Source organism: Arthrobacter sp. H14, assembly GCF_000520495.1.
Classification (GTDB): domain Bacteria; phylum Actinomycetota; class Actinomycetes; order Actinomycetales; family Micrococcaceae; genus Arthrobacter_C.
The window spans coordinates 54,846-69,753 of sequence record NZ_KI914677.1 but is presented as its reverse complement, the minus strand read 5'-3'; the positions used below and the strand labels follow the sequence as shown (position 1 = coordinate 69,753).

The window sequence follows — 14,908 nt, the reverse complement described above, 5'->3', positions numbered from 1 at the left end:
GATAGGGTGATCGAACGGCTGATCATAAGTTCATGATGGCACAAGCCCGGCCCGAGTCGGCGTTTACCTTGGTGGTGGAAAACCTGGGACCTGACAACCTGGTAGGAGCCGGGTAGGACGGCCAAGGCAAAAGTACCCCATCCGATTATGTGCAGTCCGACGACGACGAGCGCCATCATCAGCAGGTGCCGCTTTTTCCCGCCGTCCCCAGCGTGGTTAACGAGAACAGGCCGGCACAAAAATGTGCCGGCCTGTTGCCATAAAAAACGTGGAGATGGGGGGAATTGAACCCCCGTCCGATGTCGTGTTGTCAGGTCTTCTCCGGGCGCAGTTTGCGTCGGATTTTCTCGGCCCCAGCTATCATGCAAACAAGTGGCTGATCCGGGCCCAGCCGTCTAAAAGTCCCGGCAACCCCGACGGCGCGGGTTACCAGCAGTGGCCCTCTAAATGACGCCAGGATCCGGGTCGAGAGCGTACCCGGTCTGACGGACTATGCCCGCTGCTTAGGCAGCGAGAGCGAAGTCGTGCTGTTTAGAATCAGCAGTTATTTTTTTGCAGAGAGCGTTAACGAGATAGCCCTGCATCCTCGGCCCGCTTCCCCTGTCGCGACTACCATCGTCGAAACCAGTCATCCCCATATTCAGTTACCAAACCGGATTCCCGGCTGTTGCCCGACGAATGCCGGACACCCATCATAACGCACGACCGCCGTCGTACATTCCCGCAGCTAAAAACCAATGCCGAAAACTACGATCTGGGCCTGCCATGCCAGCACGACCAGGAACGAAGCCAGCGTGGCGAAGATAGACACGATGGCGAGCGTCACCATTCCAGCCTGCCTTCGCCGCAGTGCCCAGAGGAACGTCAACACATTGGCGGCAACAAGCAGTGGAGAGATGAACACCATCCACTGGGCGAGCATCACGTAGAACAGGAAGAAGAACGGAAACAGCACCATCAGGCCGGCCGGGACAATGGTCAGCACGATAATCCAGTCGATCACGGCGGTGGCAATCACCCACCACGGGCGCTTGTAGCGAACCTCTTCTTCGTCAGGACCGGTTTGTTCATCCCAGAAAACTTCCGTCACAGCGGCCGGTCAGCCCAGGTTCTTTTCGCGCATGGCACGCTGTGCCTCACGGTTGTCCTGTTGTTCACGCAGCGCCTGACGCTTGTCGTAGTCGCGTTTACCCTTCCCGACGGCGATTTCGACCTTCGCCCGTCCGTCCAGGAAATAGAGCTGCAGGGGCACAATCGTGAATCCTGATTCCCGCGTCTTCTGGGCAATTTTCTCGATCTCTTCGCGGTGCAACAACAATTTACGACGGCGGCGGGCACTGTGATTGGTCCAGGAACCATTGAGGTACTCCGGGATATAGACGTGCTCCAGCCACATTTCGTCGCCGGTCAGCGAGCCGAACCCGTCGATCAGGGAAGCACGTCCCTCACGCAGCGACTTCACTTCGGTACCCATCAGCACGAGGCCCGCTTCATAGGTATCCAGTATGTGATAGTTGTGCCGGGCCTTTCGGTTGGTGGCCACTACCTTCCGGCCACTTTCTTTGGGCACGGTGAAACTCCTTAGTCTGAGGGCTGGACATCCAGTCTACGACAGCACCCGGAGGGATTTCAGCCTGCGGGGGTTTTGTCCTCCGTCCCCGCCCACGCCCACACCTGCGCCCTCGGGCGCCAGGAACTACTACAGCACCGACATCGGATTGACTGGCTCGCCGTTGACGATGGTTTCGAAGTGCAGATGGCAGCCCTGTGAGTTGCCGGTGGTGCCCGCATAGGCGATTATCTGCCCCTTCGAGACGGACTGGCCGGGCGAAACCACTGACCGGGTCAGGTGGTAGTAAATGGTGCTCAGAGCGTCACCGCCGACGACACCATGAGTGAGGACAACGCGATTGCCTCCCGACGGGACTGCACCATCGGCATACCAGACCTCGCCGCTCGCCGGGGCGTAGACCGGAGTGCCACAGGGAGTCCCGAAATCGAGGCCGGTGTGCATGTAGCCACCCTCGCCCAGGAAGTCTATGGTCCCGGCCGGAGTCTCGCGCCAGCCGAACCCGGAGGTCATTGGAATGCCGGCACCGACTGGCAGCCGCAGGCCGAAACCGGAGGGAGCCTGTGGTGGTGCCGGCGGTGCAGGTGCTGGGGCAGGCGGTGGTGGTGGCGGGGCCGGACGGTTTGCCTCTGCTGCCGCACGCCGTTCGGCTTCAATCCGTGCCTGCCGCTGCGCTTCCGCCGCCGCTGCCGCCTCAGCGGCGGCCTTCTCCTGGGCCTTCCGGATGCGCTCCTGTTCACGCTCCCAGGCCAGCCGTTCCTGCCGTTGCTTCTCGGCAATATCGGCCTGAACCTGCTCGTGCTCCTGCTCGATCTGGCTCAGCTTGGCCTTAACCTTCGGTTTCTGCGCCTCAAGCTTTTCCGACAGTGCGGTCGTCTCCGCTATCAGCGTGTCGACCTTCTCCTTCTCAGCGGCGGCTTTGTCCCGCGCCTCTTTCTCCCTGGCCAGGGCCGCGTCCGCTTTCTCCTTCAGATCCTTAATCTCGGCTTCGACGTCGGCTAACCGGACTTCCGCGTTCACATTGGTGGCATGCTGCTGAGCCAGCCGGTCCAGCACCGCCGTCTGGCTTCGCAGTGCCTGGTCAGCCATGCCCATCGAGTCGGCAAGATTGCCGCCGTCGGAACTGAAGAACAGGCTGACGTTGGAAGGTACGCCACCACTCTTATAGGCGGCCGTCGCAATCTGGCCGATCAGCTCCTTGGTCTTGGAGATCTCAGCCTTGTCCAATTCGAGCTGCTCGTTAATCTTCGCCTTGGTCTGTTCGGCCAATTCGACCCTGGCCGCCAGTGCCTCAACTTCCCGGGTGGCGGCGGCCACGTTGTCCTCCGCCCTGGCCAGCCGGTCCATCGCTCCCGGGAGCCGGTCCTCGTATTGCTGCAACTGAGCAACGGTTTCGACGATGTCCGAGTCGAGGTGCTCCAGCGACTGCTGAACCTTATTGATCCGCTGTTCCAACTCGGCTTTCCGGTCCTCAAGCTGGCCGGCTCCTGCGGGCGCCGCTCCCGCCATCAAAGTCAGGATCAGCATGGCCGCAGCGGTCGAACTTACTGCCGCCTTACATTTGACTGGTCCGGGTTTGCGGACCTTCCCAGGGGACTCGGGTGTTCGCATGTGAGAGTTCTTTCCGTTGCGCATCGACTCAAACCTTCAGGTAACGGCGGAGAGTCAGCATGGAGGAGAGCCCGGCCAGCACCACGCCGAGCAGAATTAGTCCCGGTGCCAGAATGACGGCCTGCGTGGCGGAGATGAACGCAGTATCGGGGTATTGCTGGGCGAGCCATTCGCCGATGAAGAAGTGCGACACCGCCCAAAGCGTGACGGAAGCGAGGACAGCGCCAATGACGGCGGCGATCACTCCCTCGAGCACAAAGGGCAACTGGATCACCATTTTCGAAGCGCCCACCAAACGCATGATTCCGGTTTCGCGCCGTCGGCTGAAGGCGGACAACCGGATGGTGGTCGCGATCAGCAGAACCGCGCAGACGATCATGACGCCAGCGACTCCGATAGCGATCAGTGAGGCCACGTTCATCACGGAGAATATCTGCTCCAGCAACTCCCGCTGGTCGATCACGACTTCTACGCCGGGAACCGAGGAGAAAATCTCGTTGATCACCTCGTACTTCTGCGGATCCTCCAAGTTCACCCGGAAGGATTCGGGCAACTGTCCGGCCGTGACCGAATCGACGATCGGTGAGTTGGCGAACTGGTCCTTGAAGTGGCCCAGCGCTTCTTCCTGCGACTCGTAAATAGGGTCACCGGCGATGTACGGGTCCACGGTTGGCGAGCCCAGCAGTGAGCGGATGTTTTCGCGCTGCGTGTCCGTGACCGGCCCGGCGGCGCAACTGGGCGTGGAGGAACTGTCGACACAGAGGAAGACTGCAACCTGGACCTTGTCGTACCAAAACCCCTTCATCTGCGAGATCTGCATCTGCAACAGCCCCGCCGCGCCGACAAAGGTCAGCGAAACGAAGGTGACCAGGATGACCGATACGAGCATGGACAGGTTGCGCCGCAGCCCGGAGCCGATTTCCCCGAGAACGAAGGCCAGCCTCATTGGACCGCGCCGGCCGCGCCGGCATAGATACCCTGCGCTTCGTCGCGGATGACGACACCTTCGGACAGCTCGATGACGCGCTTGCGCATCCCGTCAACAATATCGTCGTCGTGGGTTGCCATCACCACGGTGGTGCCGTTTTGGTTGATCCGGTCCAGCACCTTCATGATTCCCAACGATGTCGTGGGATCCAGGTTTCCAGTCGGCTCATCTGCAAGGAGGATTCCCGGCTTATTGACGACGGCGCGGGCGATCGCCACACGCTGCTGCTCACCGCCGGAAAGCTCATGCGGCATCCGATGGTCCTTGCCTTCCAGGCCGACGGTCCTGAGTACCTCGGGGACCGTTTCGCGGATAATGGCACGACTCCTGCCGATAACCTGCATGGCGAAAGCGACATTGGCGAAGACGGTCTTGTTGGGCAGCAGCCGGAAGTCCTGAAACACCACGCCAATTCCGCGGCGCAGTTTGGGCACGCGCCAGCTGGAGATGTTGGCTACGTTGCGGCCGGCGACGTGGACAGCACCACGGCTGGCCCGGTCCTCCTTGAGCACGAGGCGGATGAACGTGGATTTGCCCGAACCGGATGCGCCCACAAGGAAGACAAATTCGCCACGGTCCACTTCCACGCTGACAGAGTCGAGCGCAGGCCGGGACTTCTGGTCGTAAACCTTGGTGACATTATCGAATCGGATCATGGCTACTTTGTGCCCCGTGTTAAAGCCGGCGATGGGGCGTGCTTGGGGGAAGAGACCTCCGGCCCCTCGACTATAGCCATGCCAATCGGACGACCGGCGGCATCAGGGGCGGCGTGTCGTCAGCTCAAGCGGCCAACCGGTTCAGCGCGAGCTCCAGCCGCCGTCCATTGTGTAGGAAGCGCCGGTCACCATTCCGGCGTCATTTCCGGCCAGCCAGAGCACCAGAGAAGCGACTTCCTCCGGTTCGGTCAGCCGTTTGACCGCACTTTCCGTGAGCATGACCTTCGCCAGCACTTCGTCTTCGTCGATGCCGTGCAGACGCGCCTGATCGGCGACCTGCTTTTCGACCAATGGAGTACGTACATAGCCGGGATTGACGCAATTACTCGTGACGGAGTGCGCCCCGCCTTCCAGCGCTGTGACCTTGGACAGCCCCTCCAGCCCGTGCTTGGCGGCAACGTAGGCGGATTTGTAGGCCGAGGCGCGGATGCCGTGCACGGAGGAGATATTGATGATCCGGCCGAAACCGTTGGCATACATGTGCGGTAGAGCAGCGCGGATCAGCAGGAACGGCGCTTCCAGCATGAGTTTCAGCATCAGCCGGAAGTCATCCGGGACAAATTCTTCAATCGGGCTGACGCGCTGAATGCCGGCGTTGTTAATCAGAATGTCGGTGTCGAGGCTCAGGTTTTCCAGAGCCTCCGTGTCGCTGAGATCCACCTGCCAACTTACTCCGGAGACCTCATCCGCCAAGGCAGCAGCCGCGTCCCCGTCGACGTCGGCAATGGTGACCTTGGCGCCTTGCGTGGCCAATGCCCGCGCACAGGCAGCACCGATGCCGCTGGCACCTCCCGTGACCAATGCTGTCCGTCCGGTCAGTTTCTGTTCGGTCCTGCCTGCTTCGGTCACTGTTTCTCCTTGGGCTACTCTGCCGTTTGGCGCTGCTCGGCCCGCCAGCGAATACCGGCATCGATAAAACCGTCGATTTCCCCGTCCAGCACGGAGGAGGTGTTTCCCACCTCGTGGTTGGTGCGCAGGTCCTTGACCATTTGGTACGGATGGAGCACGTAGGAGCGCATCTGGTCGCCCCAGGACGCTTTCACGTCTCCGGCGAGCGCCTTCTTTTCCGCGTTTTCCTCCTCCTGCTTGAGCAGGAGCAGCCTGGACTGCAGCACCCGCATGGCAGCGGCACGGTTCTGGATCTGGGACTTCTCGTTTTGCATGGAGACGACGACGCCGGTGGGCAAGTGGGTGAGCCGCACGGCCGAATCCGTTGTGTTCACAGATTGTCCACCGGGGCCGGAGGAGCGGAACACGTCAACGCGGATGTCCGACTCGGGGATCTCAATGTGGTCGGTCGGGGCGATCAGCGGAATAACCTCCACCGCGGCGAAGGAGGTCTGCCGGCGGCCCTGGTTGTCGAAGGGGCTGATCCGGACCAAGCGATGCGTGCCGGCTTCGACGGAGAGGGTTCCGAAGGCGTAGGGCCCCTTGACCTCGAAGGTGGCTGACTTCAGGCCGGCCTCTTCGGCATAGGAGGTATCGAGCACTTGGACGGGATACCCCCTGCGTTCCGCCCAGCGCATGTACATCCGCAGCAGCATCTCGGCGAAGTCCGCGGCGTCCACACCGCCGGCACCGGAGCGGATGGACACGACGGCCTCGCGCTCGTCGTATTCTCCGGCCAGCAGGGTGACGACCTCCAGGTCTTCCAGCGCCTTCTGCAGTTCCTTCAGCTCGTTTTCGGCTTCAGTCAGGGAGTCCGGGTCTCCCTCGGAATGAGCCAACCCGACCAGTACTTCCATGTCGTCGATGCGGGACTGGAGTTCTTTCAGGCGGTCGAGTTCACCCTGTCGGTGGGAGAGTCTGGAGGTCACGTACTGAGCCTGCGCCTGATCATCCCAGAGATCGGGGGCAACGGCCTGTTCCTCGAGCTCGGCGATATCCGCCTTGACAGTCTCTACATCAGAGACCTGCTCGATGGAGTTGAATTTAGCGCGGAGGGCGCGGATTTCTGCGGGAAAGTCGATCTCAGCCATGGTGTTTCAAGCCTACGCTATTGCTGTATGGGCCGGCCCCCGGTGTCGCCTTGCCCCATTTCCGACGTTCCACGCTGAAGTTCAACACCGGCGCTACCGCTGAAGTTCGGAGCGGGCATCACTGACTACAGCGATGGGAATACCGTCCGGAACCAGCACATTCACTATGGGCGGATGGACGACGGCGGTCAGGACGACGTGAGCGGTACGGCTATCGGCTGTACCCGTGGCCGGATCAACGGCAAGGTCGTTGAAGCGTTCTGCCGCAGCTGTTCTGTTCAGGTACGACGCGACGGCGTTGTTGACCGCTTGATCATTCAAGATAGTTACGGGCGCACCTTCAGTCATCTTGACCTGGCCCAGCGAGAACGTGTCCGCCGCCGCAACCGCGGCACTGTCGGCCACTGCGAGCAGCCGCTTGTCCCCGATGTAAACCGATGAGACAGCCATGACAACTGTTACCACCAGTAGAGAAAGGACAACGTATCCGATGATCAGAACCATGATCTGCCCTTGGTCGTCCTCAGGGTTGCATGAACGCCGCAAGAGTGGGCAAGTCCGTAACCGAAGTACTCGCATCATCCGAACCGCTCCACAATCTCCGTGGCGCTCGCGCTGACAGTAGCCGCGGAAAGATCCAGAGCAGGCATGCTCGGTATGAGCGGCAGTGGCACCTCCACTGATATGTGGACCGTCACCATTGAGCCGGGTTCAAGACACTTTTCTCCGTTGCAAACAATATCCATACTTACCGAGGAAGGATCAAAGCCATGATCAGTGACGGCAAGCATGGCTGCCCGTTCTGCACGCAATTTGCCGTTTCCAGGAGAGTCGGAGCTGACGAAAACCTTCGCCGCCTGATGTGCCGCACCAACACTGGCGTAGGAACCGCCCTGCAGACTGCCGACGGCCAGCACCAGGTAGACGACCGGAATCAGTAAAAGAGTGCCGAGAAAAATGAACTCAACCACTGCGCTGCCATTCTCAGACTCCTCGCCAGTGGCCAATTTCCGCATTACCCGCTTGAGCCGCCACGAACACGACAAGCGGTGCGACAGGAATCTAGCTCGTTCTGGCGGCATGGCCGGATACCTCTATGACTCCGCCTGGTCCGACCAGGCCTATGACGGGCAGTGGAGCAGTCACGGTCACCTCCACAGTAGGAACGCCCATGTATGAGACTTGGTCCACCAAGACGTTTTGCGCGTAAGCGTCGCTCAGTGCCATGGAAATCAAAGATTCGGTACGCCGTTGCGCGTCCGTTGCTTCCCTATCCGCAAGAGCGCCGTACCTCGCACCTGAGGCCGCCGCATCTATTAAGGTATTCCGTACATGCAGTACGAGCGCCAGCTGGATTACGGCCATGAATACGACCGTCAGCAAACTACCAACGAGAACGAAATCCACGGCTGCCGAGCCCTGTTCCCGTCGAGTTTTTGCCGATTGTGCCATTTACTGTCGGACTTGATTCATAGCCGATTGAAACAGACCTTCAAGTGCAGGACCCGCGAGCGCCAGAAGTCCAGCTACCAGCACGGCGGACATTAAGGTGATCATCACCCATCCCGGAACATCACCCCGCTCGTTGTCTCTTACATCTGTCGCGGTCGCGAACCGGCTCATGGTAGCTAATCGGAAAATCTCAACCATCTGGACCATGTGGCGAAGAACGGAGACTAACTTGTCTTTTATCATTTCTTGTCCTTTCTGCTGGTATTACAAACCTAAGTTGATTGCGGCCAGTCCCGGATATACCGCGAAGATAACTGTCAATGGCAGAACGCCGAATACCAGCGGAACCATCATGCCAATCTCTTTTCGACCGGCCGACTCCATCAAATCGCGCTTGGCCATGTCCCGTACGTCCTGCGCCTGTGCTCTCAGCACATCGGCGAGCGGCGTTCCACGCTCAATTGCAACAGTAATTCCATCCACGAAACGCGCCAGTGGAGCCAACTGGGTCTGATTGGAAAAGTCCTGCAGTGCTGCGGCCAGTGGTGTTCCGGAGCGGGTCGACGCGAGCACCAGTGCGAATTCATCGGACAATTCTCCCTGCGAGCTGCGGCACACACGTTCCAGAGCTCCTGCAGCGCTCTCCCCTGCGCCGACAGCAAGCGCCATTAACTCGGCCAAGCTTGGGAATTCTGCCAACATCCTGGTTTCCCTGCGCTTGATTTGGATCGATAGGACATAGTCCCGCATCAGATACCCACCGGCTGCAAGACCGAAGCAGATAATGGCGGCCAACACCGGTTCAAAATTGCCAACAGAGGCCGCCATGACTGAACCGCCGATGCCGAAGGCAAGGCCCGCTCCACCCCAAATGAGTTGTTGGGCTCGAAAATCCAGCGGGCTCTCCTGTTTACCCGCACGTACGAGGCGTCCGGCCAATTGGCTGCTCCCCGGATTGAACCTGCTAAGCCAGATCATCACATCGTGTACGACCGGTTTAAGGATTCTTTCCAAGGCACCAAATGGCGTCTGGTTGGCTCGGGGGCTCTGCAACAGGCGGGATTGAACGTCAACGGATTTCAACTGTGGCGCGATCCGGTCGACAAATCGCCTTCGCCGCATGACCGGAAGCCGTAACAGCGCAAGCCACAGCCCGGCCCCCAACCCGGCTCCACAAACAACAGCGAGCGACATCAGTGGAGTCATCGTAAGACCCTCGTATCTGTCGGAAGTGCGCCGATTCGCAGCATGACCCGGTAGCAGATCAAGGAGATAACAAGGCCACCGAGAAGGACCAGGGCGCCATTTGTGGTGTTATACGCCGAAATCGCTTCCGGCCTGGTAGCAAGCAGCATCAATACGATCCAAGGGGCAGCAATAGCCAGTCTGGCGGCATTGACTGTCCACGATTGTCTTGCTTCGAGCTCACTGCGGGTACGTGCATTGTCTCGAAGGAATTCGGCCAGCGTGCCCAGCAGCTTTCCAAGATCCGAACCGCCAACCTCGCGAGTCAAACGCAGCGCTTCAATTATGCGATCGGCAACTGGGTCCGCCAAGCGCGCCTTCAACCGGCTCAGCGCGTCATCGAACTGTCCTCCGGAACGATAGTCGGCCCCGAATTCAGCAAAGGCAGACCGCAGTTCGTAGGGGCCTTTCTGCGAAAGCTGGATCAGCGCCTCTGGCAGGGATAGCCCTGCCCGAATGGCAGAGCGAAGATGGTCCACGACATCTGGCCACAGTTCACGAAGCGCAGCAGACCGCCGTCCCGCGCGCCATTTGACCAAAGCCATCGGAGCCCAACCGCCGAATAAGCCGAAACAGCAGGAAATAGGCAGCGAACCTGTCAACACAAAAAACACGAGAGTTACGAATAGCCCAGTGCCTACACAGCTTAGGATGAGCCCGGACACTGACACCTTCTCAATGCCCGCACGCTTGAGCAATTCCTCTATTCTGCTTGGTCGATTCGAACGCTTTTGGTGCACCGGACTATCCCACAGCGACCACCAAATGAGAAACAGTCCGATTCCGCCCAGTAAACCAACAGCCGCCACCATCAGCGCTCGTCCAGCAGCTCAGCGACGTTGTAGCCGGTGCGGGAGAATTTCTCCGCCGGCGGCATTGCCGAGGGGTTTGCAATCAAAACACCGTCTATCCGATGGAACACAAGGGAAGACTCAATAATCCCGTTCTCGACCCTCCGTCCGAGGGACAACACTTCCGTGACTTCACGTTGGCCATTTGCTGCCCGGGAACAGTGCACCACCAAATCAATGCAAGACGCCACAGTGGGAACCACGAAGTCAGATGAAATGTTATCCCCTGCCAGTAACGGCAGAGTGCAAATCTTGGTCACCGCGTCGCGTGCGCTGTTCGCGTGCACGCTGCACATCCCAGGCAATCCAGAGTTGAGGGCGATAAGCATGTCCAAGCTTTCCGCTTCCCGCACCTCCCCGACTATTAAACGGTCCGGCCTCATCCGCAACGCCTCCTTAACGAGTCGGCGAAGGGGGATATCACCATGTCCCTCCAGATTTGGCTGGCGGCACTGCAAACCGACAACGTCACGCAGGGGAAGTTGTAATTCAAAAATCTCCTCAACCGTGATCACACGTTCCCGGGAGCCGATGCCGGCGCCAAGGCAGTTCAGCATGGTCGTCTTACCGGCTTGGGTAGCGCCGGAAACGAGAATGTTAAGCCCACTCGCTACAGCGGCACCAAGGAACCGTGCCACCTGCGGACTGATGGTTCCGAGCTCGACGAGGTGTTCGAGGCGGGTGGCACGGGCTATAAACTTTCGGATATTAACCGCCCAGTGCCGACGCGTGATGTCCGGGATGACTACATGCAGCCGGGAACCATCGGGGAGGGCAGCATCAACAAAAGGTGAGGACAGATCAAGGCGCCGGCCGGAAGTTTTTAGCATTCGCTCAACCAGGTCCCGCACCTGCTGCTCCGTCAGTGACAGCGACGTGAGTTCGCTCTCGCCTCCCCTTGCTACATATATCTCGCTCGGGGCATTCAGCCACACTTCTTCGACCGTCGGATCATCAAGAAGGGGTTGAAGCGGCCCGAATCCCGCCACAGCGTCGTAGACATGTTTCCGCGCATGTTCAACATGTCCGAGTGGGGGCAGCGACCCCAGCAGTGAACGTTCTCCGTAGTCGCTAACGGCCGCTTCCACCAGACGATGAATCTCGTACGACTCTGTAGATGGGTCCAGCCCTCTACGCCGAATGAGTTCGCGGACTTCATCCTCGACGATCCGCACTGCATCCATGGTCGATCCCCCCGTCCGGGCACATGTTGGCCTGTCGGCTCTGCGTTTGTTGGTGGCTGTACCGTTATTGGCGGGACAGTGAGGCTTTCTGCCTTCGAACACTATTGTTAAAACTCCCAGTGGTCCACCTCACGTACAGCACCTGTGGACAATTCGTCACATACGCACCATTTGCCACATACTGCCTGCCGTTATCCACAGGCCAGTTGTCCGTCGTCGTAAGTAGTACTCCTCTTACGTAGTCTGCAGACAACCCGAGTGGAAGGAATCCGATGCGGCTCTATGTCACAGTGGTCGCGGCCCCTGGTCTCTCCTGGGACGATTACGAATGCCAGCCCCAGCACCGATCTCGCCTTCTCGCTCAGCTCCCCAACAATCCAGTGGAATTAGCGCTGAAAATTGAAGCTGGGCCCGGATCCGCGATCGTCACCCAGCTCGAACTCGAAACTCCCGCTCCGACGCGCTTCTGGGTGGAGGGCAGAGATCTCGGGAAGCTGCAGGTGGGGGAACCACCGCTCGTTGATGGTGTCGTAATCGTGGCAACTCCCCATGACGGTTCCGTCCCTGTCCGTCGCCATCGCTTTAACCAGGACCTCGTCTTCTCCGTCTTGTCAGGACCTGATTCGGGAGAACTCAAAGTACTGAGACGGGGAGCGTATTCCATTGGCCGCGTAGGCCATAACATCAACATTGCTGACCCCCAACTCTCCCGTCACCATGCACAGTTGACGGTGGAGGCGGCAAGAGTCCAGCTGAAGGATTGTCGTTCGGCAAATGGATCATTTGTGGACCAAGCCCGAATCACAACGGCACCGGTCACCACCGACTCGATCATGCAGATGGGGTCTTCAAGATGTTCGCTGCGCTTCAGCGACGAATCAAAATCTCTGCCCCAAATGCACCTTGATCCTTCAGAGCCGCTGGTGATCTCCCGCGATGCACCGCCGCAGCGTCGGGGAACCATTATGCTGACTGCGCTGCTGCCGGTGGTGATTGGCGTGGGTCTCGCCCTGATCACCGGCATGTGGATATTTCTCGCATTCAGTGCAGTTTCGGCCGTCACGATGTTGCTGCCCGTCTTCAGCGGACGCGGCCGCCGCGCCAAGTTCAAAAAAGACCTCGAAGCTGCTCGAATTGCCGACAGAGACCGGAGGCTCGCCGCTACGCCCTTTCTCGCCGACACCATACGACAGACCCTCGAGAGCGCCGCTGCCGTTTCTCGTATGGGGTGCCCAACAGAGCGTGAAGTCAACGAGGTTGATCAGTCTGCCGACACCAGCCGCTGGATACGGTTGGGAACGGCAGCACAGCCTGCGAATCTACGCCTTGATCCACCGGGGAAGGGGTTCGTGCCTCCCGTTTTGCCTGCGATGCCCGTCGCCTTGAATCTATCCATGGTTGGGCAATTTGCTATTGCCGGAGCGGACGATCAAGTGTCCGCAATGATCCGTTCATTGTCGATGCAGATTTTCCAGGCCACCGGCCACTATCAACGCTTGATGTTTTGTGGACCATTGTCAGCTTTTCCACTCAGCGCTAGATTTCTTCCAGGCGTCCAGCTGATTCTTAGGGCCCCCGAAGCGGTTTCCGTCCTTCGGGATGAGGAAGGACTACCGCCCGTCCTGTTTATTGGTCAACAGAGCGGAATTACGTCAAAGGAGGAGGACACTATCCGGCAAATGACCGCTGCCGGCCGACTGAACGTGATTTGGTACGGCGACAAGGTTTTCCGAGAAGATATGCCAACCCTGACGCTATCGCGGGAGAGCGCGGTATATCGCATCGGGCACGAGCAGTTGGCGCTTGTTCCGGACATGGTCAGCGAACCAAACTTTGACAGATATTGCCGGGCACGCGCCCGGTTGCTGGCGTATAGTCCCCCGACGGGGACAACTATCCGCAAGATGCCGGTAAAAGCGCCGTTAAACGGAATTATCGACGCTAATGTTGACGGCATCCGGAATTCCTGGGACGGGGCGAACGCGGATGCCGCTCAACTGCAAGCGCCGATCGGCGTCACACCCTCCGCGCCCATGGCGATAGACCTCCAACAGGATGGACCGCACCTTCTTATCGCAGGAACTACAGGATCAGGCAAGTCGGAGCTCCTCAGGACCATTGTCTTATCTCTGGCCATGCACCACTCTCCCTCGAAGCTGAACTTTCTATTCGTCGACTTCAAAGGAGGGTCTGGTCTGGGTCCGTTGCGGAGCCTGCCGCACACTGTTGGAATGCTGACCGACCTATCCGCGGAAGCCGTTGGCCGTGCCATGGACTCCCTCCATGCTGAAGTTCGCCGCCGGGAGCTCCTGTTTGCTCAAGCGGAGGCAGCGGATCTTGCCTCGTATAGGAAGCTCAGGACGAAGGGTCTGGAAGAGCTGGCCCATTTGGTCGTGGTTATAGACGAGTACCGAATGCTGCTGGAAGAAGTTCCCGATGCCATGGATGAGCTGCTGCGAATCGCAACACTTGGACGCTCCTTGGGGCTGCATCTCGTCATGGCCACACAACGACCACAGGGTGCGGTGTCGGCGGACATACGGGCAAATGTAACGACAAGCATCGCCCTTCGAGTCCAATCCGCGATGGAATCACAAGACGTCATTGATTCTTCAGTGGCGGCTGGAATCAGTGTGAAGGTGCCTGGCCGTGCCTATCTTAAGCGGGGCGGTGAATCTCCCGAGCAGTTCCAATCGGCATCAACGTCGGAGATCACACCTCGAATCGGCGGGACAAGCGGCCCTGCCACCATTACGACGTTGCAGCATTCATTGGAGGCGGAATCCCTTGTGGAAGAAATACCACCTGATATTGACAGTCGTTCGGATGCCCTGAAAGGTTACATTACCGCCGTCTCGGCGGCTTGGTACGAGCATGGCGGTCCACCAGCGCGGAGTCCTATCACCGATCCCTTGCCGGAACGGCTCGACGAAGTAGCTCCTTGGCTGGGCACACGAGCAAATCATCCGGAAGCTCCTGATGTTGACAAGGAACCTATTTTGCTTGGTTTGCTCGACCTCCCATCAGTTCAACAGCAGAAACGCTTGATATGGGCGCCGGAGGAGCACTCCCATCTGGCTCTATTGGGCGCACCGCGGAGTGGGCTCAACAGCTCAATTCGACACATCGTCAGGCAGTTGCTGCGCCGCGACGTTCGCCGAACGCACATGTACATTTTGGATGGAGATGGAACTCTTCCCGGATTAAACCGTGATTGCCATGTCGGCGCGTACGTTGGCGCAGATGAAATCCGGCGGGCCGTACGCGTCATTGAGCTGTTGGCGGAGGCGCACTTAGAACGGCTTGCCTCGC

Annotated in this window: 14 protein-coding genes and 1 other RNA gene; 1 reads left to right on the top strand and 14 read right to left on the bottom strand. The window is 59.2% G+C overall.

What is annotated here, in order from left to right; all coding sequences use genetic code 11:
- Nucleotides 1-266: 266 nt before the first annotated feature.
- From ssrA to Y707_RS0117020, 14 genes are all read right to left on the bottom strand, one after another.
- Nucleotides 267-636, bottom strand: a transfer-messenger RNA (tmRNA) gene (gene ssrA, locus Y707_RS30090).
- Between the two features lie 91 nt (nt 637-727).
- Nucleotides 728-1,090 carry a hypothetical protein gene (locus Y707_RS0117085; RefSeq protein ID WP_026535976.1) on the bottom strand — a complete coding sequence of 121 codons (363 nt, stop codon included), beginning with the start codon at nt 1,088-1,090 and terminating at the stop codon, nt 728-730.
- 9 nt (nt 1,091-1,099) lie between these two features.
- On the bottom strand, nt 1,100-1,570 hold the full coding sequence (smpB, locus tag Y707_RS0117080; RefSeq protein ID WP_026535975.1) for an SsrA-binding protein SmpB: 471 nt from the start codon (nt 1,568-1,570) through the stop codon (nt 1,100-1,102).
- 129 nt (nt 1,571-1,699) lie between these two features.
- Nucleotides 1,700-3,097 carry a M23 family metallopeptidase gene (locus tag Y707_RS0117075; RefSeq protein WP_253905228.1) on the bottom strand — a complete coding sequence of 466 codons (1,398 nt, stop codon included), beginning with the start codon at nt 3,095-3,097 and terminating at the stop codon, nt 1,700-1,702.
- Nucleotides 3,098-3,209: 112 nt separating this feature from the next.
- Nucleotides 3,210-4,127 (bottom strand): permease-like cell division protein FtsX, encoded by a 918-nt coding sequence (ftsX, locus tag Y707_RS0117070; protein WP_026535973.1) that lies wholly within the window; start codon nt 4,125-4,127, stop codon nt 3,210-3,212.
- Nucleotides 4,124-4,825, bottom strand: coding sequence for a cell division ATP-binding protein FtsE (gene ftsE / locus Y707_RS27050; protein ID WP_035782291.1), 702 nt, complete (start codon nt 4,823-4,825; stop codon nt 4,124-4,126). Before ftsE ends, ftsX begins: the two co-directional genes overlap by 4 nt.
- 141 nt (nt 4,826-4,966) lie before the next feature.
- Nucleotides 4,967-5,734: a 3-hydroxybutyrate dehydrogenase gene (locus Y707_RS0117060; protein WP_026535972.1), complete on the bottom strand. Its 768-nt coding sequence runs from the start codon at nt 5,732-5,734 to the stop codon at nt 4,967-4,969.
- A 14-nt stretch (nt 5,735-5,748) separates the two neighbouring features.
- Complete coding sequence (gene prfB / locus Y707_RS0117055; RefSeq protein ID WP_026535971.1) at nt 5,749-6,864, bottom strand: peptide chain release factor 2; 1,116 nt, start codon at nt 6,862-6,864, stop codon at nt 5,749-5,751.
- A 93-nt stretch (nt 6,865-6,957) separates the two neighbouring features.
- Nucleotides 6,958-7,368, bottom strand: a complete 411-nt coding sequence (locus Y707_RS0117050) for a hypothetical protein (protein WP_051442141.1) — start codon at nt 7,366-7,368, stop codon at nt 6,958-6,960.
- Between the two features lie 74 nt (nt 7,369-7,442).
- On the bottom strand, nt 7,443-7,835 hold the full coding sequence (locus tag Y707_RS0117045) for a hypothetical protein (protein ID WP_253905227.1): 393 nt from the start codon (nt 7,833-7,835) through the stop codon (nt 7,443-7,445).
- Between the two features lie 91 nt (nt 7,836-7,926).
- On the bottom strand, nt 7,927-8,316 hold the full coding sequence (locus Y707_RS0117040) for a TadE/TadG family type IV pilus assembly protein (protein ID WP_026535968.1): 390 nt from the start codon (nt 8,314-8,316) through the stop codon (nt 7,927-7,929).
- A gap of 264 nt (nt 8,317-8,580) precedes the next feature.
- A complete protein-coding gene (locus Y707_RS0117030; RefSeq protein ID WP_026535966.1) occupies nt 8,581-9,522 on the bottom strand; it encodes a type II secretion system F family protein in 942 nt (313 codons plus the stop codon).
- Nucleotides 9,519-10,373, bottom strand: a complete 855-nt coding sequence (locus tag Y707_RS0117025; RefSeq protein WP_026535965.1) for a type II secretion system F family protein — start codon at nt 10,371-10,373, stop codon at nt 9,519-9,521. Before Y707_RS0117025 ends, Y707_RS0117030 begins: the two co-directional genes overlap by 4 nt.
- Nucleotides 10,373-11,596, bottom strand: coding sequence for a TadA family conjugal transfer-associated ATPase (locus tag Y707_RS0117020; RefSeq protein ID WP_026535964.1), 1,224 nt, complete (start codon nt 11,594-11,596; stop codon nt 10,373-10,375). The genes Y707_RS0117025 and Y707_RS0117020 overlap by 1 nt, the downstream gene beginning before the upstream one ends.
- A gap of 272 nt (nt 11,597-11,868) precedes the next feature.
- Here Y707_RS0117020 and Y707_RS27040 point away from each other — a divergent pair.
- Nucleotides 11,869-14,908, top strand: a 3,040-nt coding sequence (locus tag Y707_RS27040; RefSeq protein WP_155853086.1) for an FtsK/SpoIIIE domain-containing protein, incomplete at its 3' end; no start/stop codon positions are given.

Excerpts from the sequence above, each read along its gene's own strand:
- ftsE (WP_035782291.1), bottom strand. The coding sequence starts at position 4,825 with ATGATCCGATTCGATAATGTCACCAAGGTTTACGACCAGAAGTCCCGG.
- Y707_RS0117040 (WP_026535968.1), bottom strand. The coding sequence starts at position 8,316 with ATGGCACAATCGGCAAAAACTCGACGGGAACAGGGCTCGGCAGCCGTG.
- prfB (WP_026535971.1), bottom strand. The coding sequence starts at position 6,864 with ATGGCTGAGATCGACTTTCCCGCAGAAATCCGCGCCCTCCGCGCTAAA.
- Y707_RS0117025 (WP_026535965.1), bottom strand. The coding sequence starts at position 10,373 with ATGGTGGCGGCTGTTGGTTTACTGGGCGGAATCGGACTGTTTCTCATT.
- Y707_RS0117050 (WP_051442141.1), bottom strand. The coding sequence starts at position 7,368 with ATGGTTCTGATCATCGGATACGTTGTCCTTTCTCTACTGGTGGTAACA.
- Y707_RS0117030 (WP_026535966.1), bottom strand. The coding sequence starts at position 9,522 with ATGACTCCACTGATGTCGCTCGCTGTTGTTTGTGGAGCCGGGTTGGGG.
- ftsX (WP_026535973.1), bottom strand. The coding sequence starts at position 4,127 with ATGAGGCTGGCCTTCGTTCTCGGGGAAATCGGCTCCGGGCTGCGGCGC.
- Y707_RS0117020 (WP_026535964.1), bottom strand. The coding sequence starts at position 11,596 with ATGGATGCAGTGCGGATCGTCGAGGATGAAGTCCGCGAACTCATTCGG.
- Y707_RS0117075 (WP_253905228.1), bottom strand. The coding sequence starts at position 3,097 with ATGCTGATCCTGACTTTGATGGCGGGAGCGGCGCCCGCAGGAGCCGGC.